This is a genomic window from Sulfitobacter donghicola DSW-25 = KCTC 12864 = JCM 14565, from assembly GCF_000622405.1.
GTDB classification, from domain to species: Bacteria; Pseudomonadota; Alphaproteobacteria; order Rhodobacterales; family Rhodobacteraceae; genus Sulfitobacter; species Sulfitobacter donghicola.
In genome coordinates, this window is record NZ_JASF01000005.1 from 2,185,833 (window position 1) to 2,210,175 (window position 24,343).

The 24,343-nt window shown below is 57.0% G+C and carries 26 protein-coding genes; 11 read left to right on the forward strand and 15 right to left on the reverse strand.

The features are described 5' to 3' along the window. Positions 1-104 precede the first annotated feature (104 nt). Positions 105-791, forward strand: a complete 687-nt coding sequence (locus tag Z948_RS0111885; protein ID WP_025059787.1) for an SOS response-associated peptidase — start codon at positions 105-107, stop codon at positions 789-791. A 14-nt stretch (positions 792-805) separates the two neighbouring features. Here Z948_RS0111885 and Z948_RS0111890 read toward each other — a convergent pair whose 3' ends face one another. Continuing rightward, complete coding sequence (locus tag Z948_RS0111890) at positions 806-1,198, reverse strand: hypothetical protein (RefSeq protein ID WP_025059788.1); 393 nt, start codon at positions 1,196-1,198, stop codon at positions 806-808. A 97-nt stretch (positions 1,199-1,295) separates the two neighbouring features. Next, positions 1,296-2,192 (reverse strand): LysR substrate-binding domain-containing protein, encoded by an 897-nt coding sequence (locus Z948_RS0111895; RefSeq protein ID WP_025059789.1) that lies wholly within the window; start codon positions 2,190-2,192, stop codon positions 1,296-1,298. A 104-nt stretch (positions 2,193-2,296) separates the two neighbouring features. On the opposite strand from Z948_RS0111895, the gene Z948_RS0111900 reads away from it, so the two are divergent. Continuing rightward, a complete protein-coding gene (locus tag Z948_RS0111900; protein ID WP_025059790.1) occupies positions 2,297-3,514 on the forward strand; it encodes an acyl-CoA dehydrogenase in 1,218 nt (405 codons plus the stop codon). A 95-nt stretch (positions 3,515-3,609) separates the two neighbouring features. Here the strand turns inward: Z948_RS0111900 and Z948_RS0111905 are convergent, their stop codons facing one another. The 8 genes from Z948_RS0111905 to Z948_RS0111940 all read right to left on the reverse strand — a co-directional run bounded on the left by Z948_RS0111905 (position 3,610) and on the right by Z948_RS0111940 (position 11,954). Next, complete coding sequence (locus tag Z948_RS0111905) at positions 3,610-4,842, reverse strand: mandelate racemase/muconate lactonizing enzyme family protein (RefSeq protein ID WP_025059791.1); 1,233 nt, start codon at positions 4,840-4,842, stop codon at positions 3,610-3,612. Positions 4,843-4,925: 83 nt separating this feature from the next. Further along, positions 4,926-6,125 carry a TCR/Tet family MFS transporter gene (locus Z948_RS0111910; protein WP_025059792.1) on the reverse strand — a complete coding sequence of 400 codons (1,200 nt, stop codon included), beginning with the start codon at positions 6,123-6,125 and terminating at the stop codon, positions 4,926-4,928. Positions 6,126-6,128: 3 nt separating this feature from the next. Continuing rightward, positions 6,129-7,454, reverse strand: a complete 1,326-nt coding sequence (locus Z948_RS0111915) for a lyase family protein (RefSeq protein WP_025059793.1) — start codon at positions 7,452-7,454, stop codon at positions 6,129-6,131. A gap of 46 nt (positions 7,455-7,500) precedes the next feature. Further along, on the reverse strand, positions 7,501-8,289 hold the full coding sequence (pcaD, locus tag Z948_RS0111920) for a 3-oxoadipate enol-lactonase (protein WP_025059794.1): 789 nt from the start codon (positions 8,287-8,289) through the stop codon (positions 7,501-7,503). Then, positions 8,289-9,482 (reverse strand): endonuclease/exonuclease/phosphatase family protein, encoded by a 1,194-nt coding sequence (locus Z948_RS0111925; RefSeq protein WP_025059795.1) that lies wholly within the window; start codon positions 9,480-9,482, stop codon positions 8,289-8,291. Before Z948_RS0111925 ends, pcaD begins: the two co-directional genes overlap by 1 nt. Further along, on the reverse strand, positions 9,479-10,447 hold the full coding sequence (locus Z948_RS0111930; protein ID WP_025059796.1) for a threonine ammonia-lyase: 969 nt from the start codon (positions 10,445-10,447) through the stop codon (positions 9,479-9,481). Before Z948_RS0111930 ends, Z948_RS0111925 begins: the two co-directional genes overlap by 4 nt. Then, entirely contained in the window at positions 10,444-11,268 is an 825-nt protein-coding gene (locus tag Z948_RS0111935) for an alpha/beta fold hydrolase (RefSeq protein WP_025059797.1), read from the reverse strand. The genes Z948_RS0111930 and Z948_RS0111935 overlap by 4 nt, the downstream gene beginning before the upstream one ends. After that, on the reverse strand, positions 11,268-11,954 hold the full coding sequence (locus Z948_RS0111940; protein ID WP_025059798.1) for a haloacid dehalogenase type II: 687 nt from the start codon (positions 11,952-11,954) through the stop codon (positions 11,268-11,270). The genes Z948_RS0111935 and Z948_RS0111940 overlap by 1 nt, the downstream gene beginning before the upstream one ends. Positions 11,955-12,133: 179 nt before the next feature. Here Z948_RS0111940 and Z948_RS0111945 point away from each other — a divergent pair, with 179 nt between their 5' ends. Then, complete coding sequence (locus Z948_RS0111945; protein ID WP_025059799.1) at positions 12,134-12,568, forward strand: FKBP-type peptidyl-prolyl cis-trans isomerase; 435 nt, start codon at positions 12,134-12,136, stop codon at positions 12,566-12,568. A 98-nt stretch (positions 12,569-12,666) separates the two neighbouring features. Here Z948_RS0111945 and irrA read toward each other — a convergent pair whose 3' ends face one another. After that, positions 12,667-13,086 (reverse strand): iron response transcriptional regulator IrrA, encoded by a 420-nt coding sequence (gene irrA / locus Z948_RS0111950; protein WP_025059800.1) that lies wholly within the window; start codon positions 13,084-13,086, stop codon positions 12,667-12,669. Between the two features lie 219 nt (positions 13,087-13,305). Here irrA and fabA point away from each other — a divergent pair, with 219 nt between their 5' ends. From fabA to Z948_RS0111980, 4 genes are all read left to right on the forward strand, one after another. Continuing rightward, positions 13,306-13,815 carry a bifunctional 3-hydroxydecanoyl-ACP dehydratase/trans-2-decenoyl-ACP isomerase gene (gene fabA, locus Z948_RS0111955; protein ID WP_025059801.1) on the forward strand — a complete coding sequence of 170 codons (510 nt, stop codon included), beginning with the start codon at positions 13,306-13,308 and terminating at the stop codon, positions 13,813-13,815. 277 nt (positions 13,816-14,092) lie between these two features. Further along, complete coding sequence (locus Z948_RS18480) at positions 14,093-15,298, forward strand: Hint domain-containing protein (RefSeq protein ID WP_025059802.1); 1,206 nt, start codon at positions 14,093-14,095, stop codon at positions 15,296-15,298. A 270-nt stretch (positions 15,299-15,568) separates the two neighbouring features. Continuing rightward, positions 15,569-16,798: a beta-ketoacyl-ACP synthase I gene (gene fabB, locus Z948_RS0111975; RefSeq protein ID WP_025059803.1), complete on the forward strand. Its 1,230-nt coding sequence runs from the start codon at positions 15,569-15,571 to the stop codon at positions 16,796-16,798. 11 nt (positions 16,799-16,809) lie between these two features. After that, positions 16,810-17,601 carry an enoyl-ACP reductase FabI gene (locus tag Z948_RS0111980; RefSeq protein WP_025059804.1) on the forward strand — a complete coding sequence of 264 codons (792 nt, stop codon included), beginning with the start codon at positions 16,810-16,812 and terminating at the stop codon, positions 17,599-17,601. Between the two features lie 212 nt (positions 17,602-17,813). On the opposite strand, the gene Z948_RS0111985 is transcribed toward Z948_RS0111980, so the two are convergent. Beyond that, entirely contained in the window at positions 17,814-18,290 is a 477-nt protein-coding gene (locus Z948_RS0111985; RefSeq protein ID WP_025059805.1) for a YHS domain-containing (seleno)protein, read from the reverse strand. Positions 18,291-18,505: 215 nt separating this feature from the next. On the opposite strand from Z948_RS0111985, the gene Z948_RS18485 reads away from it, so the two are divergent. After that, complete coding sequence (locus Z948_RS18485; protein ID WP_025059806.1) at positions 18,506-19,009, forward strand: TetR/AcrR family transcriptional regulator; 504 nt, start codon at positions 18,506-18,508, stop codon at positions 19,007-19,009. A 115-nt stretch (positions 19,010-19,124) separates the two neighbouring features. Here Z948_RS18485 and kdsA read toward each other — a convergent pair whose 3' ends face one another. Together kdsA and Z948_RS0112000 are read right to left on the reverse strand one after the other, a co-directional pair. Further along, positions 19,125-19,970, reverse strand: coding sequence for a 3-deoxy-8-phosphooctulonate synthase (gene kdsA, locus Z948_RS0111995; RefSeq protein WP_025059807.1), 846 nt, complete (start codon positions 19,968-19,970; stop codon positions 19,125-19,127). Positions 19,971-19,984: 14 nt separating this feature from the next. Then, complete coding sequence (locus Z948_RS0112000; protein WP_025059808.1) at positions 19,985-21,097, reverse strand: THUMP domain-containing class I SAM-dependent RNA methyltransferase; 1,113 nt, start codon at positions 21,095-21,097, stop codon at positions 19,985-19,987. Positions 21,098-21,188: 91 nt separating this feature from the next. Here Z948_RS0112000 and Z948_RS0112005 point away from each other — a divergent pair, with 91 nt between their 5' ends. Beyond that, on the forward strand, positions 21,189-21,563 hold the full coding sequence (locus tag Z948_RS0112005) for a hypothetical protein (RefSeq protein ID WP_025059809.1): 375 nt from the start codon (positions 21,189-21,191) through the stop codon (positions 21,561-21,563). Between the two features lie 64 nt (positions 21,564-21,627). Beyond that, on the forward strand, positions 21,628-21,981 hold the full coding sequence (locus Z948_RS0112010) for a VOC family protein (protein WP_025059810.1): 354 nt from the start codon (positions 21,628-21,630) through the stop codon (positions 21,979-21,981). Positions 21,982-21,993: 12 nt separating this feature from the next. On the opposite strand, the gene Z948_RS0112015 is transcribed toward Z948_RS0112010, so the two are convergent. Next, positions 21,994-22,863, reverse strand: a complete 870-nt coding sequence (locus Z948_RS0112015) for a hypothetical protein (RefSeq protein ID WP_025059811.1) — start codon at positions 22,861-22,863, stop codon at positions 21,994-21,996. 132 nt (positions 22,864-22,995) lie between these two features. On the opposite strand from Z948_RS0112015, the gene miaB reads away from it, so the two are divergent. After that, a complete protein-coding gene (gene miaB / locus Z948_RS0112020; RefSeq protein ID WP_025059812.1) occupies positions 22,996-24,312 on the forward strand; it encodes a tRNA (N6-isopentenyl adenosine(37)-C2)-methylthiotransferase MiaB in 1,317 nt (438 codons plus the stop codon). Positions 24,313-24,343: the final 31 nt, after the last annotated feature.

Sequence of the window (24,343 nt, forward strand, 5' to 3'; positions counted from 1 at the left end):
GATGCCGTTCGGCTGCTGTAGGGTCAAGGGGCCAGCGGGTTTTCCTTGGCTGCAAAGGGCGCCAAGATAGGCTAACATGATCGATAAACCTAAGGAGCAGCCACATGTGTGGACGCATAGCCATAACACTGCCAGCCGAGGCGATGGCGCAAATGTTTGATGCCGCTCCGGCGAATAATCTGCCAGAGGGGCCGAACTATAACGTCTGCCCGACAACACAGGTTGCAGTCATCACTGGCGGAGCAGACCAGCCTCGTCAGATGGAAGCGATGCGGTGGGGGCTGATCCCGCAGTGGTACAAAAAGCCAAATGACGGACCGCTTTTGATAAATGCGCGTGCAGAAACCGTTCTGGAAAAACCGGCGTTTCGATCTGCGGTTCATGAGCGGCGTGTGTTGGTGGTGGCCAGTGGGTTCTATGAGTGGACCAAAGATGCCGAAGGTAACCGCGATCCTTGGTATATTACCCGACGGGATGGCGCGCCTTTGGCTTTTGCGGGGCTTTGGCAGGGCTGGCAAAATCCCGATAACGGTGAGGAAGTGCGAACGGTTGCCGCCCTCACCATCGCCGCCAATACGCCTATGCAGGCCATTCACCACCGGATGCCCGTGATTATCGAGGCTTCAGATCGGGCGCTTTGGCTGGGCGAAAAGGGGAAAGGGGCCGCGCCGCTGATGCGGGCAGCCGCCGATGATGTTTTGCAATGGCATCGCGTTGATCGCGCGGTCAATTCAAACCGCGCGTCTGGACCAGAGCTGATCGAGCCATGGGAGCCGCCAAACAGCAGCTAACATAGGCGTCTCAATCAGTTCTGTTGATCGTCCGCAATGGCTGGCGCGCCGCTAAAGTTCAAAGTGCCGGTTACGGTAACGTTCCCGTCCGCGTCAACTTCGTCACCAGCGCCACCAGGAACCATGCTTACGTATTTATTGGGCATGCCCTCAACGACATTCAGAACAGCAGATGATCCGTCTGCAAGATCAGCGACCAGCCAGCTTGCATCATCGGCTAAAACGCTGCGCGTGCTGCCGGATAGGTTTTCAAACACGATTGTGTCGCCAGGTTGTACATAGCTGATTTCTGGAAAGAAGGCGTATTCCATCATCAAAACATGGTATTCTTCGGCAGAGGCGGAACCTGCCGTACCGGTCAGCGCGGCCGCTGTGATGGCTGCGCGCATAAAGAATTTGCTAAGCATGGCAATGCTCCTTGTGTCGGCCCCCACCTACACGAAATCTGTCTATAGGCCTTGAATGTGGCCGAAGTGAGGCGCGCTTATAATTTGTTAACCTTGCCTAGCATTTCTGCTGCTCGGTCTGCCCCTCGATCCAATCACAAAATGCGGTTAAGGGTGGTGGCGCGGGGCGGTCATCGGGCCAAACCAGATAATAGCTGCCAATGCTTTCAGTCGTCTTGTCAGATGCCAGCACAAGCTGCCCGTTCTTTAAATAGGGGTCGGCAACAAATGTTGGTAGCAATGCGATCCCCAGCCCGTGCAGGGCGGCCTGAGCCATTGTTGCGAACTGGTCAAACACCATGCCATGGGGCGGATTGCAGGGATGCCCCACCGCGCCAAACCACCGCGACCACGCGCGAGGCCGCGTTTCAAGGTGAAGAAGAGGGTGCTGCAAAAGATCGGTGGGGGCGTGAAACGGCGCGCCGATCAGGTCGGGCGCACAGACTGGCACAACAACCTCTGGCATCAAGGGGAGATAGCGCACGCCGGGCCAGTCTTCGTGGCCAAAATGAATGGCCGCATCAAACGGGCTGGCCCCCAAGGTGAAGGGCTGTAATCGGGTTGAAAGATTCACGGTGACCTCTGGGTGCGCGGCCGCGAAAAGGGATAAGCGTGGTGCTAACCAATGCATCCCAAAAGCAGGCAAAATAGCCAGCGCAAGGGCGCCAGACTGGCTTTCGGTTTTGGTATTTATGGTTGCTTGGGCGAGGCGGCGCAGGATTTCGCGCACCTCGCGAACATATTCCGCTCCAGCATGGGTCAAAACCAGCTGCCGCCCTTGGCGCGACATCAGCTGAACCCCCAGCTGGTTTTCTAGTGACTTAATTTGACGGCTCACGGCGGATTGCGTCAGGGACAGCTCGATCGCCGCTTGGGTTGCGCTTTCCAGCCGCGCGCAGGCCTCAAAAGCCAGAAGTGCAGAGATAGAGGGAAAATAGCGGCGTGGGGCGATCATCTATGATAAAAACTCATGTATTGAGGATTAACCATCGTTAGAACTTTGTTTTCCTCTATGCAATCTATGACTTGAATACCTGTAATGACCATTGAGGGATAAAGATGACCACGCCAACACTAAAACCCAAAGATGCACCAGATTTGGGAGCGTTTGAGTGGGATGACCCGCTGCGCCTGAACGATCAGTTGCAAGAAGACGAGCGGATGATCATGGAAAGCGCGCGTTCCTATGCGCAGGAAAAGCTGCAGCCGCGCGTGATCAAGGCCTTTGCCGAGGAAGAGACAGACGCCAGTATTTTCCGCGAAATGGGCGATATGGGCTTGCTGGGCGTCACAGTACCCGAAGAATACGGCGGGTTGGGCGGTTCCTATGTGTCCTATGGTCTGGTCGCGCGCGAGGTTGAGCGCGTGGACAGCGGCTATCGCTCGATGATGTCGGTGCAATCCTCGTTGGTGATGTACCCGATCTATGCTTATGGGTCCGAGGAACAGCGCAAGAAATACCTGCCAAAACTGTCCAGCGGCGAATACATCGGCTGCTTTGGTCTGACCGAACCTGATGCGGGATCAGACCCCGCAGGTATGAAAACCCGCGCTGTGAAAACGGCAAACGGGTATAAAATCACCGGCTCGAAAATGTGGATTTCCAATGCGCCGATTGCGGATGTGTTTGTGGTCTGGGCCAAATCCGAAGAGCACGGGGGCAAAATCCGTGGCTTCATTCTGGAAAAAGGTATGAAGGGTTTGTCCGCGCCCAAGATCGGCAACAAGCTGTCGCTGCGCGCCTCGATCACAGGTGAAATTGTGATGGACAACGTTGAAGTTGGCGAGGATGCGTTGCTGCCAAATGTTCAGGGGCTCAAGGGGCCGTTTGGCTGTTTGAACCGCGCCCGTTACGGCATTGCATGGGGCGTTATGGGCTCGGCTGAGTTCTGTTGGCATGCGGCCCGTCAATATGGGCTGGATCGTCACCAGTTTAACAAACCTCTGGCGCAGACGCAGCTGTTCCAGAAAAAGCTGGCGGATATGATGACTGAGATTTCGCTGGGCCTACAAGGTGCGTTGCAAGTTGGCCGTCTGATGGATGCGGCAAATGCTGCGCCTGAAATGATTTCGATCATCAAACGCAACAACTGTGGCAAGGCGCTGGAGATCGCGCGCCATGCCCGCGACATGCACGGCGGCAATGGTATCTCGGGTGAGTTTCAGGTCATCCGCCATATGATGAACCTCGAGACGGTCAACACCTATGAGGGCACCCATGACGTTCACGCGCTGATCCTCGGACGGGCCCAGACTGGCCTACAGGCGTTTTTCTAAAACGCCCTCAAGAATTGAGCGCCCTTTGGGGTAACGCCCGCGCAAATTTGTTGCGCGGGCGTTTTGCTGTGTGAGGGGCAGCGATCTGCTGGGGGTTAGTCGCCCGTCGCGGGGGCGCCCCCTTCGAATTTATTGCCATTCACATAATCACAAGGCGCTTCTTGCATCTCTAGGTGCAGGCCGTTTGCAGTATAGGGGTGCGCGCGGGCCAGTTCTTCGTCCACGTCGATCCCCAGGCCAGGGGCGGTTGGGGCGGTGACAAAGCCGTCTTCGACGCGAATGCTGCCTTTGATCAGTTGATCGTGGAAAGGGGTTTCGATCGTTTCGGCCAGCAGCAGGTTCGGGATGCTAACGGCAAGGTGGATATTCGCGGCCCATTCCACCGAACCCGCATAAAGGTGAGGTGCCATTTGCGCGTTATAGACCTCGGCCATGGCTGCGACTTTCTTCATCTCCCAAATTCCGCCAGCGCGGCCAAGGGCAGGTTGCAGGATTGTCGCGGCACCGCTGCGCAAAACGGGTGCAAATTCGGCCTTTGTTGTCAGGCGCTCGCCTGTGGCGACAGGGATGCGCACGGCATTGGCGACTTTGGCCATTTCGGCGATGTTGTCTGGCGGAATAGGCTCTTCGTACCACAGCGGGCTGTAGGGCTCGATCGCTTGCGCCAGACGGATCGCGCCCGCCGTTGTGAACTGCCCATGGGTGCCAAACAGCAGATCGGCGCGGTCACCTACGGCCTCTCGAATGGCGCGGCAAAAGGCGACGGATTGGGTGATGTCGCTCATCGCGGGCATATGGCCACCGCGACCCGTATAGGGGCCTGCGGGGTCGAATTTCACAGCCGTATAGCCGCGGTTTACCGCGTCCAGCGCGCTTTCGGCGGCCATCTCGGGTGAGGACCAAAAGGCGCTGATGTCGTGATGGGGCAGCGGGTATAGGTAGGTATAGGCACGCACCCGTTCGTTCATGACGCCCCCCAGCAAGGCATAAACGGGACGGTCCCGCGCCTTGCCCAGAATATCCCAACAAGCGATTTCAAGGCCGGAAAACGCGCCCATCACTGTTAGGTCTGGCCGCTGGGTAAAGCCCGATGAATAGGCGCGGCGGAACATCATTTCGATGTTTTCGGGGTTTTCATTGGCCATGTGGCGTTCGAACACATCGGTAATGACGCTGCGCATCGCCTCTGGCCCGACGGATGAGGCATAACATTCGCCCCAGCCCACAATCCCGCAAGCTGTCGTGAGTTTTACCAAAATCCAATAGCGCCCGCCCCATCCCGGGGCTGGCGGGGCGGTGACGATGATGTCGAGGTCTTGCAGCTTCATGTGACGTCCCTTTACCTGTTAGGGACCAGTCTTTAGGCAGAACCGGTTTGGTCACAAGCGATTTCGGTGCCGTGGTCGTAGCGTTATTCGGATTTCCGCCGCGATGCCAGGACAACGATCAGGCCGACCCCGCTTAGGACTGCGGCCAATAGGAATGGCGCTCCTGGGAGGTACACAGGGGCGTTCGCATCCGTGAATTGGGCGAATGTATAGGTCATCAATAGCGGCGAGATAATCATGGCCAAGGCCGAAGCCGAGGTGAGGGCGCCTTGAAGCTCGCCTTGGGCATCTTCGGCAACGCGTGCAGACATAATGCCCTGTAGGGCGGGCGGAATAATGCCGCCTAATGCTGCCAGCGGTGTCAACGCGATGACCCAAAAACCCGAAGTCATCGTAGCGATTGTGATAAGGGCTGTGACGCTGAACAAATGGCCTAGGATGACTGTGCCGCGCTCGCCTAGTTTTGCGAGGAAAGGGCGGATTAACCCCGCCTGAACCAGCGCCATTGAAACGCCAAACAGGCCCAGTGAGAGGCCGATCATTGCAGGCGGCCAGTCAAAACGCTCTTTGGTGAAATAGGACCACACGGCGGGATAGACTGAAAACCCCACGTGGTAGATGAAATAGACCAACAACAATTGCAAAAGCCCCGGTAACCGCCCCAAGGCGCGTAAGGCCCCTAATGGGTTTGCACGGCGCCAGCTAAAGGGTCGTCGGGTCGCATCGGTCACGGTCTCCGTTAGGACGACCCAGCCAAAGACGGCATTTGCGCCAGCCAGCGCTGCGGCAACCCAGAAAGGGGCGCGCGTGCCGTATTCAGCCAGTAACCCTCCCAGAAGGGGGCCCAGAACAAATCCCGCGCCAAAGGCCGCTCCGATGAGGCCAAAGCGCGCCGCGCGTTCGCTGGGCGAGGAAATATCCGCCATATAGGCGCTGGCTGTTGATTGGGTCGCAGCCGTGATCCCGCCTATAACGCGGCCAATCAGCAGCAACCAGATCACGCCAGCAACCGCCATAAGCACGTAATCCAGCGCCATAACCGTTAGCGCGATGAGCAAAACAGGCCGGCGCCCGTATCGATCCGATAGGCCGCCGATAACGGGGCCAAACAGGAATTGCATGACGGCAAAAACGGTCGATAGGATCCCGCCCCAAATGGCAGCTTGGGCCAATGTTCCGCCGCTGAGCTCCTGAATGAGATCAGGCATAACAGGGATGATCAGCCCGATCCCCATGGCATCAATCATGACCGTCAAAAGGATAAAGATGATGGGCAGGTTCATGCGTTAAACCGCCTTTGCCCGCAGCACAAAGGCGCGGGCTTCCTCTGGGGCGCGGCCCAGAGTCGTGGCGAGGTTGAACAGATCTTTGGGCAAATCGGGATAGGCTGCGCGGGCAACTTGCTCTAACGGGGTTTGCTGGGCTTGGGCCTGTTGGCACAGCTCTTTGGTTGCGGCCTGTGCGTCGGGTCGTTGCATTTTTTCGGCCAGCGCAAAGCTGAGGGTTTCAGCATGGATCAGGCCAAGCCCGTCTTCCATAGCAGCAGCCATACGGCTGGTATCTGGGGTGATCGCCGCGCTGAGGCGTTTTGCATGTTGCAACGCGCTGGCCGCGCTAAGAGCGATTTGCGGCAGAACCATCCATTCGGCAAACCACGCAGCACCGTCGCGCTGGTGCATGTGCTGGGTGGCAGGGGCGAGGGCGGCGCGCAGGCCCGTTACCTGATGCCCCAGCGCCTGTAGCGCCGAGGGGGCAACAGGGTTTTGCTTTTGCGGCATAGTCGAGGAAGCGCCCGACGCGCCGAGACGGACCTCACCAATCTCGCTGCTGCTCAACGCAATGAGCGTCGCCCCCATCCGCGCCAGAACAGCAACAACCTGCGCCAGCCAATCCGCAATCCGCAGGATTGGGCCGCGATCCACATGCCAGCTGCGTTTGGGATCCTTCAGGCCCAGACCCTCGGCAAGGGCGGCGCGGGTTTCGGCGGCCGATGCGCCCAAGGCGGCGGATGTGCCCGCGGCACCGGAAAGGGAAACAAACAAAGATGTTTCGCGCAGATTTGGCAAAGCATCTAGCAAATCGCACAAGCCATGGCCCCAATCGGCCAAAACCGCGCCCCAGCTGGTTGGCGTAGCCTGTTGGCCATAGGTGCGACCAGCCATAGGGGTGGCGGCGTGTTCGTCGGCCTGTCTTGCCAAGGCGGTGACCACCTCGCGCAGATCAGCTTCGGCCAGCAGCAAAAGCTGGCGCAGGCGCAGCATCAGACCCGTATCCAGAATATCCTGCGATGTTGCGCCCCAATGCACAAATTGCGCATGCTCTGGCGCGTTCATCTCGGCGCGGAATGCAGCAACAAGGCCCGGAACGCTGACGCCGTTTTCGCCCGTGCTACGCGCGATCGAGCCAGGATCGACCTGTATTTCCATCGTGGCGCGCTGGATCGCCTTGGCGCTCAGCTCGGGGATGATGCCTTGGGCGCCTTGGGCACGGGCCAGCGCCCCTTCGACCAGCAGCATGGCGCGGATGGCGGCCGTGTCAGAGAACAATCTACCAGCTTCACCTGTTGGAAACAGATGGGCATAAAGAGGGCTGTCAAAAACGCTGGCTGCCATGGGGGCTCCGAAACTATTGCATGTGCTGGTCTTGCTTACTTAGCGGTCAGATATGGCCAACGCCAGTCAGGAACTCGGATAGGATGCGGGCGTATTCCTTGGGGTGTTCGACGCAGGGCAGGTGGCCTGCGCGGCGGATGAGCTCAAATTTGGACCCTGGGATTAAATCGACGGTTTCGCGGATCAGATCAGGCGGGGTCGAGCCGTCTTCGCTTCCTGCGATGCCAAGACAGGGTAGGCGCAAGCCGCTGGTGGGGGTGTAAAAATCGGTGCCTGAAATGGCCGCGCAACAGCCTGTGTAGCCCTCAACGCTTTGCTGGACCAGCATGTTCCGCCAGAGTTCCATTTCGGGTTTGGCGCAGAAATCCTTGCCAAACCAGCGTTCCATCACCCCATCGGCTAGGCTTTCTATTCCGCCTTCTTTAACGGCCGAAATACGATCATCCCACATTGCGGGGTTGCCGATTTTGGCGGCTGTATTGCTTAGAACCACCGCGCGCACCAGATCAAGGCGTTTAACCGCAAGCCCCTGTGCAATCATGCCGCCGATGCTGAGACCCACAAAAACGCAGTTTTTCACTGCGAGGTGGTCCAGCAACCTTTCGCAATCCCTGATCAAAGCCCCCATCGAATAGGGCCCCTTTGGCACCGAAGAGAGGCCATGCCCCCGTTTGTCATACCGCACGATCCGCAAACCCGCAGGCAGCATCGGCAGGATCGGATCCCATAGGCGCAGATCGGTGCCAAGCGAGTTGGCAAACACCACCACAGGCCCATCTTCAGGCCCATCCACGCGGTAGTGAATGCGCGCATCGCCCGTATCAAGAATATGCATCATTCCCCTCCCGAGAGTTTAAAGTGGGCCATGATTTGCCCGTGATCGGATGCCAGTTTGTTATAGGGGGCTTCGGGGTGGCTGCCATCGGTCAGGTGATCATTCAGCACGCTGAAATATTCCATCTCGCCAATGCTGCCTTGCGCTTCGGGCAGGAAGTGGTTGGACATATAAATCTGGTCGATGCTTTCATAGACACCGCCAAAGGCGGCAGTGAAAACCATGTCGCGCAGGGATTTTTTGGTGAACAGCTTTTCAGCTGCATGAAGCCGCACGGATTCAATGTCCTGCGTGATCTGGGCCGCGTCTTCACGGGAATAGCGATCGCCACGGTGTTGCGCATCATGGCGCAGCATCCATTGGTAATTCTTGAACGGGTGTTCGCCGCTGATAATTTCCGAGCTAACGGCATTTTCGGCATCGTTGAAATCCCCTAAAACCATCACGGGGTTGCCCGCCTGAAGCTCTTGAACAATGGCGCCGCGCAAAACCCATGCTTCGGCCATCCGGCGCATCGCTGCTCGGGCCGATCCAAGGGCGCGGCCCACGGGGTCATAGCGCGTGAGGTCGGATTCTGGCGCTGGGCCGCCGTCTTCGGTGCGTAGAAATTCGCCCAGTTTGGATTTTAGGTGGCAGTTGAACACGGTCACGACGTGGTCACCCACAGGTATGCGCGCCTTTAGGATCGGGCGGCTGATCCGGCTGATCCGGAAGAAACCGCCGTCTTGGTCGCCATCAGCAAACGGGATATCCAGCGGTTGGCCGAGATCCTGAATGATCTCTGGTTCACCCACAAAACCAAAACGCGACAGGATCGCAAGGCCCGGACGGCGGTGTCCTGGCTCTCCATCGTTGATGTTGGGGGCAAAGGCGATTTCGGCGTTGCGATAGCTGCCATAGGCCAGCTTGTCGAAAATGGCCCGTTTGCGATAGCGTTTGCTGCTGTCTGGTAGCGAAAATTCGTTGTGCTCATCGCCGTATTGATCCGCCAGCGCGATCATCTCGCGCAGGGATTCTTCCTCAAATATTTCTTGGAAACCTACAATGTCGGCATCCAAAGTGACCATCTGATCCGCCAGCCAATCGCGTTTCCATGCGTATTCTTCGGGCGTGTAGGATTGGAATTTGTAATATTCCTTATCCGCACCGATCAGGTTTTTGACGTTGAAACTGGCGATTGTGAAACGGGTCATAGGGTCTCCAAGGCACGGGTGAACATGGCGGGGTCTACGTTGCCGCCGGAAATGGTTACAATGACGTCATCGCCTTTGATGTCGTCTGGGTGATACAATGCAGCGGCAAGGGCTGCTGCGCCGCCGGGTTCGGCGACGATTTTGAGGCGCAAAAACGCTTGCGCCATAGCTTTTAGCGCCTCATCTTCACTGACCGCCATTCCGGGGCCGCAAAGGCGCTTCATAATCGGGAAGGGGATTTCCCCCGCTTGCGGGGTAATGATGGCATCGCAGATATTGCCCGAGAGGGCCGTGTTGCTTTCAAGCTGCCCAGAGATCAGCGAGCGGGCCACATCATCAAAGCCTTCAGGCTCAGCTGGACGTACCCGCAGGCTAGGGGCGTCTGCCTCAAGGGCCAGCGCGATACCAGCGGTCAGACCACCACCGCCACAGCACACAATCACATCGGCGTTTTTGATGCCGCGTGCATTGGCGTCTTCGGCGATCTCCAACCCGCAGGTGCCTTGCCCTGCGAGAACCTGAGCATTGTCAAAGGGTTTGATTAGGGTCAGGTTGCGCTCTTGGCTCAGCTTTGCGCCGATCTCGTCGCGGGATTCTGTTGCGCGGTCGTACAGAACCACCTCGGCCCCATAGGCACGGGTGTTGTCGATTTTCAGCTGCGGCGCATCCGAGGGCATGATGATCACGGCAGAAGTGCCATGCATCTGCGCGGCAAGGGCAACACCCTGCGCGTGGTTGCCCGATGAAAACGCGATCACACCATTTGCGCGGATGTCGGGCTCCAAAGCGCTGAGCGCGCTATAGGCCCCGCGAAATTTAAAGCTGCCTGTGTGTTGCAGGCATTCGGGCTTGATCCAGACACGGCGGCCCGCGATCTGGTCCAAAAAGCGAGAGTTAAGCAGCGGCGTGCGGAATGCATGGCCTTGGATGCGCTCGGCAGCGGCGCGGATCATTTCGATATTCATGTCATGGCCTCGATCCATTTGTTTAGGGCGCTTACGGCCTCTGTTTCGTCCAGAAAGGGGATGTGCCCTCGGTCGGGGACTTTGCCCAGTATCATATCTGGTCTGCGGTTTTGCATCTCTGCTACGGTTTCCGCGCTGAGCAGGTTTGAGTTCAGCCCCCAGATGAGCGCCAGCGGCAATCCCGCCATGGCGTCAAAGAATGGCCAAAGATCTGGCATCATCTGCTCACCAGCGGCAAGCACGGCGTCGCGCAGATGTTTGTCATAGGTGATGTGCAGGCCGTTTTCGTCTTGGGTGTAATGCTTGCGCGCTTCCTCCAGCCAACGGCCCTCGGGCATATTGGCAAATTCGGGAAAGGCGCGCGCCATGGCCTCGGCGGCTTCCTCATGGGTCTTGGCGGCAGGGTTGCGCCCGATGTAATCTTTGATGAATTCGATCCCCTTGGGATCAATCACGGGGCCAACATCATTCAACGCGATGCCCAACAGGCGGTTCTTTGCGCCCATGGCCAGACCCATGGCGTTCAGCCCCCCGCGCGACGTGCCCAGAATGGCCACTTTTTCCAGACCCAGATGATCGAGCAATTCGGTTACATCGCGGCACTCAATGGGAAGGGTGTAATTCTGCCAATCAGAGTCAAAATCCGACTGGCCGCGCCCGCGATAATCCATCTTGATCAGGCGCTGTCCCTTTAGGTGGGGCGTGACATAGTCAAAGTCAGCGGTGGTACGGGTTAGGCCAGCAAGGCACAAAATCGGCAGGCCGGCACCTTCGTCTGTGTAATACAGTGACAGCCCGTCGGATGTGGTGAAATGCGCCATTAGATACCTGCCAGTGCTGGAATGCCGGTGAGATCGTTGAGAATGTGTTTTGGTCGCCACGGCAGACGGTCAACAGGGTCGCCTGCGCGGTTGACCCAAGCGGTGGTAAAACCATAGCCCGTCGCCGCGCCCGCGTCCCACCCGTTAGAGGACACGAACAGCACCTCTTCTTTTGCGCAGTTAAATTCAGCCCCGACCAGATCGTAAACCCGAGGATCAGGCTTAAAGATGCCAACGCTTTCCACCGACAGCAGCGCATCAAGCACCCCGTTTATGCCCGCGCTATCGACAGCCCCTTGCAACATCGCGGGCGAGCCGTTGGACAAGATGCCCGTGTTCAGCCCCGCCTCTTTGAGCGTTTTCAGCATTGCTGGCACTTCGGGATAGGCGCCCAGCTCCCAATAGAGCTGCAACAGCCGCTCGCGCAGCGCGGCATCGCCGTCATGCCCCGTCTTTTCCAAAGCCCAATCCAGCCCTTCCTGCGTCACCTGCCAAAAATCGTCATGGGCGTTTGTGACAGCGCGCAGCCAGCTATATTGCAGCTGCTTGAGGCGCCAATGTTCAGCCAACTGGGGCCAATCATCTTTGATTGCTGCGAATTCCGGCTCGCTCGCCGCTTGGCGGGCTGCGGCGGCTACATCGAATAATGTGCCGTAGGCGTCAAAGATGCATGTTGTGATCGGCATAGTGGCTCCGCCAAATGATTTACTGGTCACAGATACATTTGCATGAGCCTTGCCTATGGAAAAGAGCGAAATAGGGGTTGAGGTTTTGTGTTCAGCTTGAAAGGGTGCGCCATCTTTTGGAGCACCCGTGCAGATACGCGGCCTCTACCCCTTTTTCCCAATCAGAATGGAGACGACACATGGCCGAAGTTAAGGCAGGCGATACCGTGCATTTGCACTACACTGGCACTCTTTTGGATGGCACCACATTTGATAGCTCCGAAGGGCGCGACCCGCTGCAATTCGTTGTGGGCTCCGGTCAAATCATCCCCGGTTTGGATGTTGCTATTCCTGGTATGAAAGTGGGCGACAAGAAAGTTGTGAAAATCGCGGCTGATGATGCCTATGGCCAAGTAAACCCAGAAATGCGTCAGGCTGTCCCGCGCGAAGGTATCCCTGCGGAAATCCAGCTTGAGGTTGGGCTGCAACTGCAGATGCAAACCCCTGATGGTCAGGCGATGCCTGTCACCGTTGTAGAACTGGATGAAGCGACAGTAACACTGGATGCAAACCACCCGTTGGCTGGCAAGGATTTGCAGTTTGACATCGAGCTGGTGAAAATCGACGCGGCCTAAACCGTTTCCCAAGGGAAATTGCCTTGGGTGAAAAAATAAACGCTGTCCAAGAGATTGGGCAGCGTTTTTCGTTTGGATTGTATTTTCAGACTAGCGTTTTAGGATTTCTTGCGCAGTCGGATCACCACATCAACCGATGCGATCTCGGCCCCTTCGGGGGCATCGGGTATCTGGGCGATGACCAACTGATCAGAGGGGGCATCCGTCAGGCGCGCCTCATCCTCCCAATAGAAATGGGGGTGATCGTGGGTGTTGGTATCAAAATAGCTGCGTGAGCCGTCAACGGTGACCTCTTGCAGCAGGCCCGCGTCACAAAAGGTGCGCAGCGTGTTATATACAGTCGCAAGCGAAACACTGTCGCCACCGTCCTTGGCCGCGTCAAACAGGCTTTCTGCTGTGACATGGCGGTGCTGCCCGTCGCCAACCAGCAAGGTGGCCAAGGTTAGCCGCTGGCGCGTAGGGCGCAGCCCAGCTGTAGCAAGCCATTTGGTTCCTGTTTCAATCTGAGTATCAAGCATGATCGGCCTTTTTGCGGATTGGATTAAATATAGGGGCCGAGGTGGGCTACTTTCAATTGCAAAACCACCTGAAACCCTCTCAACATCAGGAAAAAGTGCCAAATTGCCCCTGCGCGAGCATCAAACACTGGCAAAAAGGGCAGGTGTCTGCCCCCTTGCGGCTGCTTGGGGCTCGGTGATAAGTGGAAAACAGCAAATAATCGCGCAGGAGAAGACCCCATGGCAGACTACCCAACGAGCTTTGACAAAGAAGACTTGCTGAAATGCGCACGGGGGGAACTTTTCGGGGAAGGGAATGCCCAGCTTCCTGCGCCGCCCATGTTGATGATGGACCGCATCACCGATATTTCTGGTGATGGTGGTGCCCATGGCAAAGGGCATATCGTGGCTGAATTCGATATCACGCCAGACTTGTGGTTCTTTGATTGCCACTTCCCAGGCAATCCGATCATGCCAGGGTGCCTTGGCCTTGATGGTTTGTGGCAGCTCACGGGGTTTAACCTAGGCTGGCGTGGCTGGCAGGGGCGCGGCTATGCGCTGGGCGTTGGCGAGGTGAAACTGAAAGGCATGGTGCGCCCTGATCGCAAAATGCTGACCTATAAAATTGACTTCACCAAAGCGATCCAAACCCGCCGCCTGACCATGGGTGTTGCCAGCGGTATCGTAGAGGCCGACGGCGAAGTGATCTATGAAGTGACCGACATGAAGGTCGCCCTATCAGAAAGCTGATTTAGCGGCGCAATCATTTGTGAAACGCGGTTGAACCGTCCTGCCCCAGATGTGGGGGAGGGCGGTTTTTTCTTGTTTGATGGGGCCCACAAACGGCGCGCCCGCTGCCATAATGTCGCCACTGACTGGTCATGCCGAAAACCAAAACACCTGCAATAGCTGTCTGCGGGGCGCTGCAAGAGCAGGGCCAGATGCAAAAGCACCGGCAGCCAAAATGGCAGATAGGCCAAATCGAAGACACTGATTAACACTTAACTGGCAGCAGGCGGGCTGGGCTATGGCTACGATCGACATTGTACGGCAGGATATAAACCCGCATGAAACCACAAGTGGCATTCGGGATGATACCAGTTCGCGTGGCGTTGATCTGGAAGGCACAATCGTCACGGCAACCTATGCGGATGGCACCACAGAAACGCTGACGTGGCAGGCCTATGATCCCTACACATTTGGTGGCGTTACAGGCACAGATGTGGATATGTCATTTGGGTTTGACTGGCATAACCTATCCACAAGCAAACGGCTCACCTCGCTGAAATTTGACCTTCAACCAGCAAATTCGGTTTTTGATACCACGCTGGATATGGATGATTTCCCGATCGGCAACTCGACCCCGAGCTCGCTCAACGGGTTCCCGTTCAAGCTGGCACCGGAATACGAAGACATCGAAGGAGCGATCACCGCGACCTATTCGGGGATCGTTAATCTGGCAGGCAGCGCCGCTGTGGGTGATCTGTATACCACCATGGAAATCGACTTTTCGGGGTTGCCCGATGGCGGGTTGCTGGGTGAGCTGCGGTGGAATTCTGATATCGACACCATCAAGGCCGATAACGATCTGGTGCCAACGGGTGTGACCTGTTTCGCCCGCGGCACCTTGATCACCACAGATCGCGGCGATCTACCTGTCGAAGACCTGCGCCCGGGCGATAAAATCCTGACCCAAGACAACGGGTATCAGACGCTTCTTCTGACCATGAACCGCGTGATGGAAAAACGGGAATTGCGCAAAAACACAAGCCTCTATCCTGTGCGTATTTGTGCAGGTGCATTGGGCGGAGGGATACCCAAAAGGGATTTGGTGGTTTCGCGTCAGCACCGCATGGTTGTCCGCTCAAACATCGCCAAACGCATGTTCGGGGATTTAACCGTTCTTGTCGCGGCGATTAGACTGGCCAAACTGCCCCGTATCAACGTTGAATATATGATCCGGAAGGTTGAGTATTTTCACCTGATCTTTAAAAACCACGAGATTATTTTTGCCGAAGGCGCCCCAACCGAAAGCTTTTTGATCAATTCGGATACGAAAAACACGCTAAGCACTCAGCAGCGCAAGGAATTTTTTGCGATCTTCCCCGAGGCTGCAGAAAACGGGTATTGCGCAGAGCCTGCCTATGCCATCCCGCCATTGGGGGGGCAAAAACGGCTGGTGCAACGTCACCGGAAAAATGAACGCAGGCTGCTATCCGCCCAAATGGGCTAGCTAGGTACCGCTTCACGATCGGCTAGGTAGAAGCAGCCGCTCCTCAGGGGCACCCCAGACCCAAGCCAAAGCCCTATCGGGATTGGATTTAACCTGTGCGGGCGCAGCTTTGGGTGCCTTGGCAGCAGTTTCTCAAAATCTATGCCGAATACGTTGATGTTTTGGCCCCAAATCGCTATCGCTCGCGTAACGTAACGGCAGGCCGATATGCTTGCACCGTGTCGTTGGCCTGTCCTAAGAAGGGACAAGGAAGTTTAGGGAGTGCTGCATATGCGCCGCGTCGTCGTCACAGGGTTGGGAATTGTCTCATCCATCGGAAACAATGCAACCGAAGTGAAAGCATCACTAAAAGCAGGAACCAGCGGCATTGTCGCCTCTGAATCCATGACCGAGCATGGCTTTCGCAGCCAGATCGCCGGCACGCTGAAAATCAAACCGTCCGAGCATATCGACAAACGCACCTTCCGCTTTATGGGGGATGGGGCTGCCTATGCCTACCTCGCGATGGGTCAAGCGATCGAAGACGCTGGTCTGGGCGAAGATGTGATTTCAAACCCGCGCACGGGTCTGGTTGCAGGTTCTGGCGGGCCGTCCACCTCGGCAATGCTGGCCGCGCATGACGTTGTGAAAAACACAGGCGCGACAAAACGCATCGGGCCCTTTGCCGTGCCAAAATGCATGAGCTCAACCGTCAGCGCGAACCTGTCCACGGCCTATAAGATCAAGGGCATCAACTATTCGATCACCTCTGCCTGCTCAACCTCGCTGCACTGCATCGGCAACGCGGCCGAGCAAATCATGCTGGGCAAACAGGATGTTATGTTTGCAGGTGGCGGAGAAGAGCTGGATTGGACGCTTTCCTGCCTGTTCGACGCCATGGGCGCGATGAGCAGCAAATATAACGACACTCCAGAACTGGCGAGCCGCGCCTTTGATCAGAACCGCGATGGGTTTGTGATCTCAGGCGGTGGCGGCATGGTTGTCCTTGAGGATCTTGATCACGCTCTGGCACGGGGCGCAAAAATCTACGCCGAAGTCACAGGCTATGCCGCGACATCGGATGGCCACGACATGGTTGCCCCCAGCGGTGAGGGCGGCGAACGCGCTATGCGCCTTGCGCTGGAAAGCCTGCCAGAGGGTCGCAAGGTCAGCTATATCAACGCACACGGCACCTCGACACCTGTTGGCGATGTGGGCGAGATCGAAGCGGTCCGCCGCGTGTTTGGCCAAGGCAGCACACCGCCTGTCAGCTCGACCAAATCCATGACGGGCCACGCGCAAGGCGCTGCTGGCGCTTTGGAGGCGATCTTTTGTCTGTTGATGCTCGAGGATGACTTCATCGCGCCCTCGATCAACGTACAAGAGCTGGACGAGCGTCTGGACCCTGCCGAAATCGCCACAACACGTGTAGACGATGCGGGGCTCGACTCGGTTATGACCAACTCATTCGGGTTTGGCGGCACTAACGGATCAATGATCCTTTCGAAATACCAAGGGTAAGGATCAGGATTATGACCGGTATGCTGAGCGGGAAACGCGGATTGATTATGGGTGTCGCCAACGAGCGGTCTATCGCTTGGGGCATCGCCAAAGCTATGGCAGGGGCAGGGGCCGAGCTGGCCTTTACCTATCAGGGTGAGGCCTTTGGTTCGCGGCTCAAGCCGTTGGCCGAAAGCGTTGGCTCTGATTTCATGGTTGATGTGGATGTAACGGATGATGCGTCACTGGACGCGGCATTTGAACAGCTGGGCGCGCGCTGGCCGACCATCGACTTTGTCGTGCATGCCATTGCGTTTTCCGACAAATCCGAGCTGACAGGCCGTTTCCTGAACACCAGCCGCGCGAATTTCAAACATTCGCTGGATATCTCGGCCTATAGCCTGATCGAAGTCGCCCGCCGTGCGCACCCGCTGATGAAAGACAACGGCGGCACGCTGATGACGCTGACCTATCTCGGCTCTAACAAAGTTGTGCCGAACTATAACGTGATGGGCGTGGCCAAGGCCGCATTGGAAAGCGCCACGCGCTATCTGGCGAATGATCTGGGTCCAGAAGGCATCCGCGTTAACGCCATCTCCCCCGGCCCGATGAAGACACTTGCAGGGGCGGCCATTGGCGGCGCCCGCAAGACCTATAAGCACACCGACCAAAACACCCCAATGCGCGCCAACGCGACGCTAGAGGCGGTGGGCGGCACAGCGGTCTATCTGGCGTCCGATGCAGGTGCCTGCACCAGCGGAGAGATCATCCACGTGGATGGCGGCTATCACGTGCTGGGGATGCCGCAGGCGGAAAACCTGTAGGTTTTACGACAGATCAAAAAGACGCATTGAAAAAAGCCGCGACTTTCCTGTCGCGGCTTTTTTATGGGCGCGTTCCTATTCAGGAGCCACCTTTCGATCAAATGCAGCGAAAGGTGGCCGTGATCCCTGAATAGCCGCGTGCCCTGAATGACCCAGATCAGGTGTCAGTTCGCCCCTTGGCCAATGGCCTTGGGACGAACTGGTGATTTCAATTACAGGTCTTTTGGCGCGATGCTTTTGATCTCGGGCCATTTGGCATCTGCATTTGTGCCGTGACCGCTGACATCTTTGCTAAAACCATCAATGGCGGCCTGATACGAATATACCGACAGTTTTCCGTTATCGATGCGGAACAGGGTCGGGTCGCCATCCAGCTTTTTGCCCAAGGCCGCGCCCATACGGCAATAGCCGCCATGCTGAGGCACATATTTGGCTGGATCAGCTTGGAACGTGGCTAGGTTTTCAGCGGATGAGAACCGATACGTAGCGCCTTCGTGTTCTGCTGAATATTGTTCGGATCCCAGCGTGGGCTTGCCGACCGTGAAATAGGCAACGGGGTCGTGGCTTTTTAGGGCGATGTTGGCCGCGCTCACATTTACTGGGGCCGTTGAGGTGATGTCATAGGCAAAAGCAGGCGTGGACGCCGTGACTGCAAATGCCAAACCCAATGCAACAAGTGTCTTTTTCATCTGAAGGTCTCCGTTTTTAAGAGGTTATGTTTGTCGCTACACGTGCTTGGGATGCACGGTGTGATTTCACATAAAGAGCAAAATGACCGATCGGTCAACAACTCGCCGAACACAGTTTCGTGAATTGTTGACCATTCAGTCATTTTGTATCACTAAAGGTATGGAAAGCGTGGAAACACGTTCACAAGATCGTTCAAACAAACCGGAACCTGTTCATGGCACGCCCCTATTCTTTTGATCCTAAGGCAGCACTAGAAACCGCTATGCATGTGTTCTGGCGAGATGGCTACGACATGGCCAGCCTCTCTAGCCTTCAAAGCGCCATGGGTATTCAGCGCGGGTCGCTCTACCAAGAATTCGGATCAAAGAAGGGGCTGTTTCTGAAGGCATTGGATCGTTACGTGGAGGACTTCGTCGATCCTGGTATCGCTTTGCTGATGTCGCCAGACGGCGCTGGACAAGATCGCATTGACCAGTTTTTCGCCCTCATCCCTGATGATGAAAAGCGCGGCTGCCTGTTGTGCAATTCAGCTGCCGGAGCAGCTGGTACAGATGATGATGTGCGCAGCGCGATCTCGGAGCAGCTAGAGCGGCTGCGAAAGGCATTCGACTATGCGTTGGCTGATGATGATCCAGACCCAGCGCATCGCAGGGCCAAAGCCGAGCAACTGACGCAGATGTATATCGGAATCCGCGTCGAAGCTCGGGCGGGATCTTAACTCCCGATGTTTTGTATTCAGCTGGCGGGCTAGGTAGTCGCAGCGTGTCAGCCGCAGCGAAAGCCCGCTTTTGGGCATGCCGCCAGATCGAAATCTGGCGCCACGCGCTGTTGCCTTAGGCGATATCCAGTGGCGGCAGCGATTTCACCACATCATCCACAGCTTTCATCTGGGCTAGGAACGGCTCTAGCTTGTCCAGTGGCAGCGCGCTGGGGCCGTCACATAGCGCTTCATCAGGGTTTGGGTGCGCCTCAAGGAACAGACCAGCAAGGCCAGCACCTAGGCCCGCGCGGCCCAGCTCGGCCACTTGGGCGCGGCGACCACCTGATGCTGCTCCGCCCGGATCGCGCATTTGCAACGCGTGGGTGACGTCAAAGATGATCGGCGCATCGTCAGATACATCGCGCATCGTGCGCAGGCCCAGCATATCAACCACCAGATTGTCATAGCCAAAGTTCGCACCCCGTTCGCACAGCATGATCTGGTCATTGCCACATTCGCGCAGCTTTTCGACGATGTTTTTCATCTGTGGCGGGCTAAGGAACTGGGGCTTTTTGACGTTAATCACCGCACCCGTCGCCGCAACCGCCGCAATCAGGTCAGTCTGGCGCGCAAGAAAGGCAGGCACCTGAAGGATGTCGCAAACCTCGGCCACAGGCGCGCATTGCGCTTCGGTGTGGATGTCGGTGATGACGGGCACGTTAAAGGTGCTTTTGACCTCTTCGAAAATCTTCAGCCCCTCTTCCATCCCTGGCCCACGGTAGGAATGGATGGAAGAGCGGTTCGCCTTATCGAATGAGGCCTTAAAGACATAGGGGATGCCCAGCTTGGTGGTGACTTCCACATAGGCTTCGGCCACCTGCATCGCCAAATCGCGGCTTTCCAGCACGTTCATCCCCCCGATCAGGGTCATGGGCAGGGCGTTCCCGATGGTCAGGTTTGCAACGTTGATATTGGGCATGGTCGTATCCTTGATTATCTCAGCGGTGGTGTCTGCCAAAGCCAGACTTTCATCCCGCCATGGGCGATGGCTGGCCCTTGGGGTTTCCACGGCAGTCCAGTTCCTTTTGCCAGAGGAGGCTCGCTGGTGACAAGAGCCACACGCCAGCCTTTGAAACGGGTCAGCAGGGTTTGGCCGAGGGTGCCATACAGCGGGTAAAGCAGTTTCTTGTTGCCGATCCGTGCGCCGTAGGGCGGGTTCACGATCACAAGGCCAGCAGGGCCATCGGGTGGCGTTAGCTCTCCGGCGGCGTGATTGGCGAAATGGGTGATGCCTTGTACGCCTGCGCGTTCTGCATTGGCCTGCGCCATGCGCACGGCACCAGCATCGCGGTCAGACCCATAGAATTGGGCAGAGGTCTCACGGGGGGCGGTGGCCTTCATCGCGTCAAAGGCCTCGGCGTCGTAATTCGCCAGCTGCTGAAACGCAAAGGAACGGCTGCGACCAGGCAGCAGCCCTGTCGCGATCTCAGCGGCTTCAATCGGAAAGGTGCCAGAGCCGCACATGGGGTCCACCACAGGTTCGCTGCCTGTATACCCCGCCTGCCGCAGCATCAGCGCCGCAAGGGTTTCGCGCATGGGCGCTTTGCCCACCGCTTCCTTATGGCCGCGTTTGTGCAGGCTTTCGCCCGATGTATCGAGGCTGAACAGCACCTGATTGTCGTCAATCCGCACCTTCAGCACCAGCTCGGCCTCGGGGTCCAACGTCAGGCCGTGAGTATCGGTAAGGGCCGTCTCAACCCGCTGGGCCGCAGCGCGCGCGTGATAGATTTTCGACGCCTTCGTGGTGACCTGCACCCGCAAAGGTACATCCTGACGCAGCAAGTCGCCAAAGGGAAACTTGCGGCTGCGTTTGTCCAGCTGCGCAAGGTGAAAGGCCATGAACCCGCCGATCCGCGCCAGCACACGTGTGGCGCCGCGCAGTTGCAGGTTGGCGCGCCAAACATCCCGCCAGCCGCCTTGAAACGTCACGCCCCCCGCAACAGCAGTGGCACCATCAAAGCCGCATTCAAGGGCCTCTTCACACAAGACAGCTTCCAAACCGGGGACGGTCGCCAGAAAGATTTCAAAAGATTGGGGTTCATTCATAGGCACGGGTCTAGTGGCTGATGGCCCAAGCTGCACGTGGTTTTTCGCCGCTTGGTCAAATAATCGCCGCTTTTCTTTGGGAGTTAGGGGGATGACATTTGCTGATACATACCGCGAAGAACGCCTGATCAACCGCCGCTCACGTGCCCGAAAGGCGCGGATCATGGGGCGCGTGATCGGGTTTGGCCTAACCGCTTGTCTGGTTTTTGTGCTGCGCACCGAACCGCAAATGCAAGACCTGATGGAAGACCTCGTGATCTCGCTCATCGGGGGCGGGAGCGCTTCAGAGCAAAGCATTGAGGGCGCGCGCGCAGATGCGATCAACAGTCTGGGCTATGAGCAGGGCAGCCAAGAAGCACAGCGGCTAGAGCAGTTGGGTCTTTCAGAAGAAGGCGAAAGCACCTCTCCAACGGTCAGCCAATTGCCGCAAAGCCGCGTCAAAATTAACCGCCCTACGTCGGGCTAGCCCCAGCACGTGCAGACAATGCACGCGGCCCATGATAACTTTTGCCTGAAAAGCGAGGGTATCAATGGCCGTTAAACGTATCGTTTCAAATATCGCGACCGGATCAGTCGAAGAGCTGCGGCGTTTCTATGCCGACTTGTTTGATCTGGATCTCGTCATGGATTTCGGCTGGATCGCCACCTTGGCCGGAGAGGATACTGCCGCTGTGCAGCTTAGCATCGCATCCCAAGGGGGCTCAGGCACGCAGGTGCCTGATCTGTCGATCGAGGTGGATAATCTGGACGAGCTGTATCAACGCGCACAGAAAATGGGCGCACAGATCACCTATGAACTAACGGATGAACCTTGGGGCGTTCGGCGGTTTTATCTAAAAGACCCCGCAGGCAAGACCATCAATGTTCTAGCCCATACCGCCTAGACACCCAGTGCGCTAAAACCACTGGCCCGGTTCCATCAACCCCAAATCCAACAACTGGCGCGAATGCCATTCAAACGGGGCCGAGTTGTGCCATTTGAAGGTGTCGATGTCGTATTTACTGCCCGGATTCGTCTTGAGCGCCTTTGCGGTGCGGAACGAACATAGGGTTGCGGTAATGTTGTGATGCCACGGGCAGGCATAGGTGTTGTATTCTTCGTTTGAAAACGTGTGGTCTTCGCGCAGGGTCAGGCCCGCGGTGGCGCGGAAAATCGAAATCCGATCAATTTTGCGCCGTGCTTGGGGGACATGCTCTTCATAGCGCCAGCGTAACCCGCCAAAGAAATCCAGCTGGCGTTCTTTCGGGTGGCCATGGTTTTCAGGGTCAGGGCGGGCAAGGGCGTAATAGCCAGAACGGTCCAAATGCGCACTCTCTAGCGAGACAGCCTCGGGGTGGGTTTCCAGATCATCCGAATACAGGTCAATAACATAGGTGAGCATCGAATCGCGCCGCTCTTCCGTATGAAAGGCGAGCATCTCCGAGATGGCACGAGTCTCGCAGAAGGGGTAAAAGAGGTATTCGGCATTGTAGCAGTAAAAGATCCACTGCTCTGGTGCGGCTTTGATGATGGCGTTGACGGCGGTTTCGGTCGCCCCTTCGGCAGACATATTATAGTCGATCCGATGCACCGGATCATGCAAATCGCGCGGTAGGGTGAATTGTTCGGGCATAAATGCCAAAACATGGCGAAAACCCGTCTGCAGGTGGTGGCGCAGGGTTGTGTCGACCTCAACATCATCCTCAACCAGAACAATCGCAATTGGCCCCTTGGCCAAGGCAGCACCCTGTTCAGTTAGGAATTGATCCAGCGAGGTATAGTGCATTTTGTCTGCATCCAGCTTTGCGTCGTTCGATTAATTAGCAGAATCGGTTAATTTGCTGTGCATTGCAAGATGCCGCGCGCGCTGATAACCCGCCCGTCATCCCGATCACACGATTATCTTTAGGCGTACCCCATGTCCGAGACCAAAACAGACACTCCCAAAAAGCTCTTTATCAAGACCTATGGCTGTCAGATGAATGTCTATGACAGCGAACGTATGGCCGAAAGCCTTGAAGGGTATGAGCAGACGGATAACGCCGAAGACGCGGATATGATCCTGCTCAACACCTGCCACATTCGCGAAAAGGCAGCGGAAAAAGTATATTCCGAACTGGGCCGCATGAAGCCGTTGAAAGATCTAAAGCCCGATCTGAAAATCGGCGTGGCGGGATGTGTGGCGCAGGCCGAGGGCGAAGAGATCATGCGCCGCCAGCCAGCCGTTGATCTGGTTGTGGGTCCGCAATCCTATCACCGCCTGCCGGAAATGGAGGAACGGGTGCGTTCGGGTAAAACCGCGCTTGATACCGATTTCCCCGAAGAAGATAAATTCGCCCACCTCAAAGGCCGCGGCACCAAGGCGCGCCGCGCACCCGCTGCGTTTTTGACGGTGCAGGAGGGGTGCGACAAATTCTGCGCCTTCTGCGTTGTGCCCTATACGCGCGGCGCCGAAGTGTCGCGCCCTGCGGATCGCGTGATCCGCGAAGCTCAAGAGCTGGTAGAGCGCGGCGTGCGCGAAGTCACCCTGCTGGGGCAGAACGTAAACGCTTATCACGGTGGCATGACGCTGGCGCAATTGGTGCGTGCCTTGGCCAAGGTCGATGGGCTAGAGCGCATCCGCTATACCACCAGCCACCCCAATGACATGGACGATGATTTGATCGCGGCCCATGCGGATACGGATAAACTGATGCCCTATCTGCACCTACCAGTGCAGTCCGGCTCTGACCGTATCCTCAAGCGGATGAACCGCAGCCACACAGCAGAAAGCTATCTGCGCCTGATCGAACGCATCCGCGAAGCGCGCCCCGATATCATGATGTCAGGCGATTTTATCGTGGGCTTTCCCGAGGAAACCGAAGCCGATTTTCAGGCGACAATGGATCTGGTCGAAGAGGTGAACTATGGCTACGCCTATAGCTTCAAATATTCCACCCGCCCCGGCACGCCAGCGGCCTCACGTGCCCAAGTCGACCCCGCAGAAGCGGATGAGCGGCTGCAGCGTTTGCAAACCCTGATCACCCGCCAACAGCGCGCCATTCAGGAAAGCATGGTCGGGCGTGACCTGTCGGTTCTTGTGGAAAAGGCAGGCCGCAAAGAGGGTCAGATGCTGGGCAAATCCGAATATCTGCACGCTGTTCACATTGACGCAGCAAACGCGCAAATCGGTGATGTTGTCCCTGTGCGGATTACCCGCGCGATGACGAACTCTCTCACCGCAGAGCAAATCTGATTATTCATTGGGCAAGTGAGTCGTCTGAATT

Coding starts and splice junctions, on each gene's coding strand:
- Z948_RS0111885 (WP_025059787.1), top strand. CDS start 105: ATGTGTGGACGCATAGCCATAACACTGCCAGCCGAGGCGATGGCGCAA.
- Z948_RS0111890 (WP_025059788.1), bottom strand. CDS start 1,198: ATGCTTAGCAAATTCTTTATGCGCGCAGCCATCACAGCGGCCGCGCTG.
- Z948_RS0111895 (WP_025059789.1), bottom strand. CDS start 2,192: ATGATCGCCCCACGCCGCTATTTTCCCTCTATCTCTGCACTTCTGGCT.
- Z948_RS0111900 (WP_025059790.1), top strand. CDS start 2,297: ATGACCACGCCAACACTAAAACCCAAAGATGCACCAGATTTGGGAGCG.
- Z948_RS0111905 (WP_025059791.1), bottom strand. CDS start 4,842: ATGAAGCTGCAAGACCTCGACATCATCGTCACCGCCCCGCCAGCCCCG.
- Z948_RS0111910 (WP_025059792.1), bottom strand. CDS start 6,125: ATGAACCTGCCCATCATCTTTATCCTTTTGACGGTCATGATTGATGCC.
- Z948_RS0111915 (WP_025059793.1), bottom strand. CDS start 7,454: ATGGCAGCCAGCGTTTTTGACAGCCCTCTTTATGCCCATCTGTTTCCA.
- pcaD (WP_025059794.1), bottom strand. CDS start 8,289: ATGCATATTCTTGATACGGGCGATGCGCGCATTCACTACCGCGTGGAT.
- Z948_RS0111925 (WP_025059795.1), bottom strand. CDS start 9,482: ATGACCCGTTTCACAATCGCCAGTTTCAACGTCAAAAACCTGATCGGT.
- Z948_RS0111930 (WP_025059796.1), bottom strand. CDS start 10,447: ATGAATATCGAAATGATCCGCGCCGCTGCCGAGCGCATCCAAGGCCAT.
- Z948_RS0111935 (WP_025059797.1), bottom strand. CDS start 11,268: ATGGCGCATTTCACCACATCCGACGGGCTGTCACTGTATTACACAGAC.
- Z948_RS0111940 (WP_025059798.1), bottom strand. CDS start 11,954: ATGCCGATCACAACATGCATCTTTGACGCCTACGGCACATTATTCGAT.
- Z948_RS0111945 (WP_025059799.1), top strand. CDS start 12,134: ATGGCCGAAGTTAAGGCAGGCGATACCGTGCATTTGCACTACACTGGC.
- irrA (WP_025059800.1), bottom strand. CDS start 13,086: ATGCTTGATACTCAGATTGAAACAGGAACCAAATGGCTTGCTACAGCT.
- fabA (WP_025059801.1), top strand. CDS start 13,306: ATGGCAGACTACCCAACGAGCTTTGACAAAGAAGACTTGCTGAAATGC.
- Z948_RS18480 (WP_025059802.1), top strand. CDS start 14,093: ATGGCTACGATCGACATTGTACGGCAGGATATAAACCCGCATGAAACC.
- fabB (WP_025059803.1), top strand. CDS start 15,569: ATGCGCCGCGTCGTCGTCACAGGGTTGGGAATTGTCTCATCCATCGGA.
- Z948_RS0111980 (WP_025059804.1), top strand. CDS start 16,810: ATGACCGGTATGCTGAGCGGGAAACGCGGATTGATTATGGGTGTCGCC.
- Z948_RS0111985 (WP_025059805.1), bottom strand. CDS start 18,290: ATGAAAAAGACACTTGTTGCATTGGGTTTGGCATTTGCAGTCACGGCG.
- Z948_RS18485 (WP_025059806.1), top strand. CDS start 18,506: ATGGCACGCCCCTATTCTTTTGATCCTAAGGCAGCACTAGAAACCGCT.
- kdsA (WP_025059807.1), bottom strand. CDS start 19,970: ATGCCCAATATCAACGTTGCAAACCTGACCATCGGGAACGCCCTGCCC.
- Z948_RS0112000 (WP_025059808.1), bottom strand. CDS start 21,097: ATGAATGAACCCCAATCTTTTGAAATCTTTCTGGCGACCGTCCCCGGT.
- Z948_RS0112005 (WP_025059809.1), top strand. CDS start 21,189: ATGACATTTGCTGATACATACCGCGAAGAACGCCTGATCAACCGCCGC.
- Z948_RS0112010 (WP_025059810.1), top strand. CDS start 21,628: ATGGCCGTTAAACGTATCGTTTCAAATATCGCGACCGGATCAGTCGAA.
- Z948_RS0112015 (WP_025059811.1), bottom strand. CDS start 22,863: ATGCACTATACCTCGCTGGATCAATTCCTAACTGAACAGGGTGCTGCC.
- miaB (WP_025059812.1), top strand. CDS start 22,996: ATGTCCGAGACCAAAACAGACACTCCCAAAAAGCTCTTTATCAAGACC.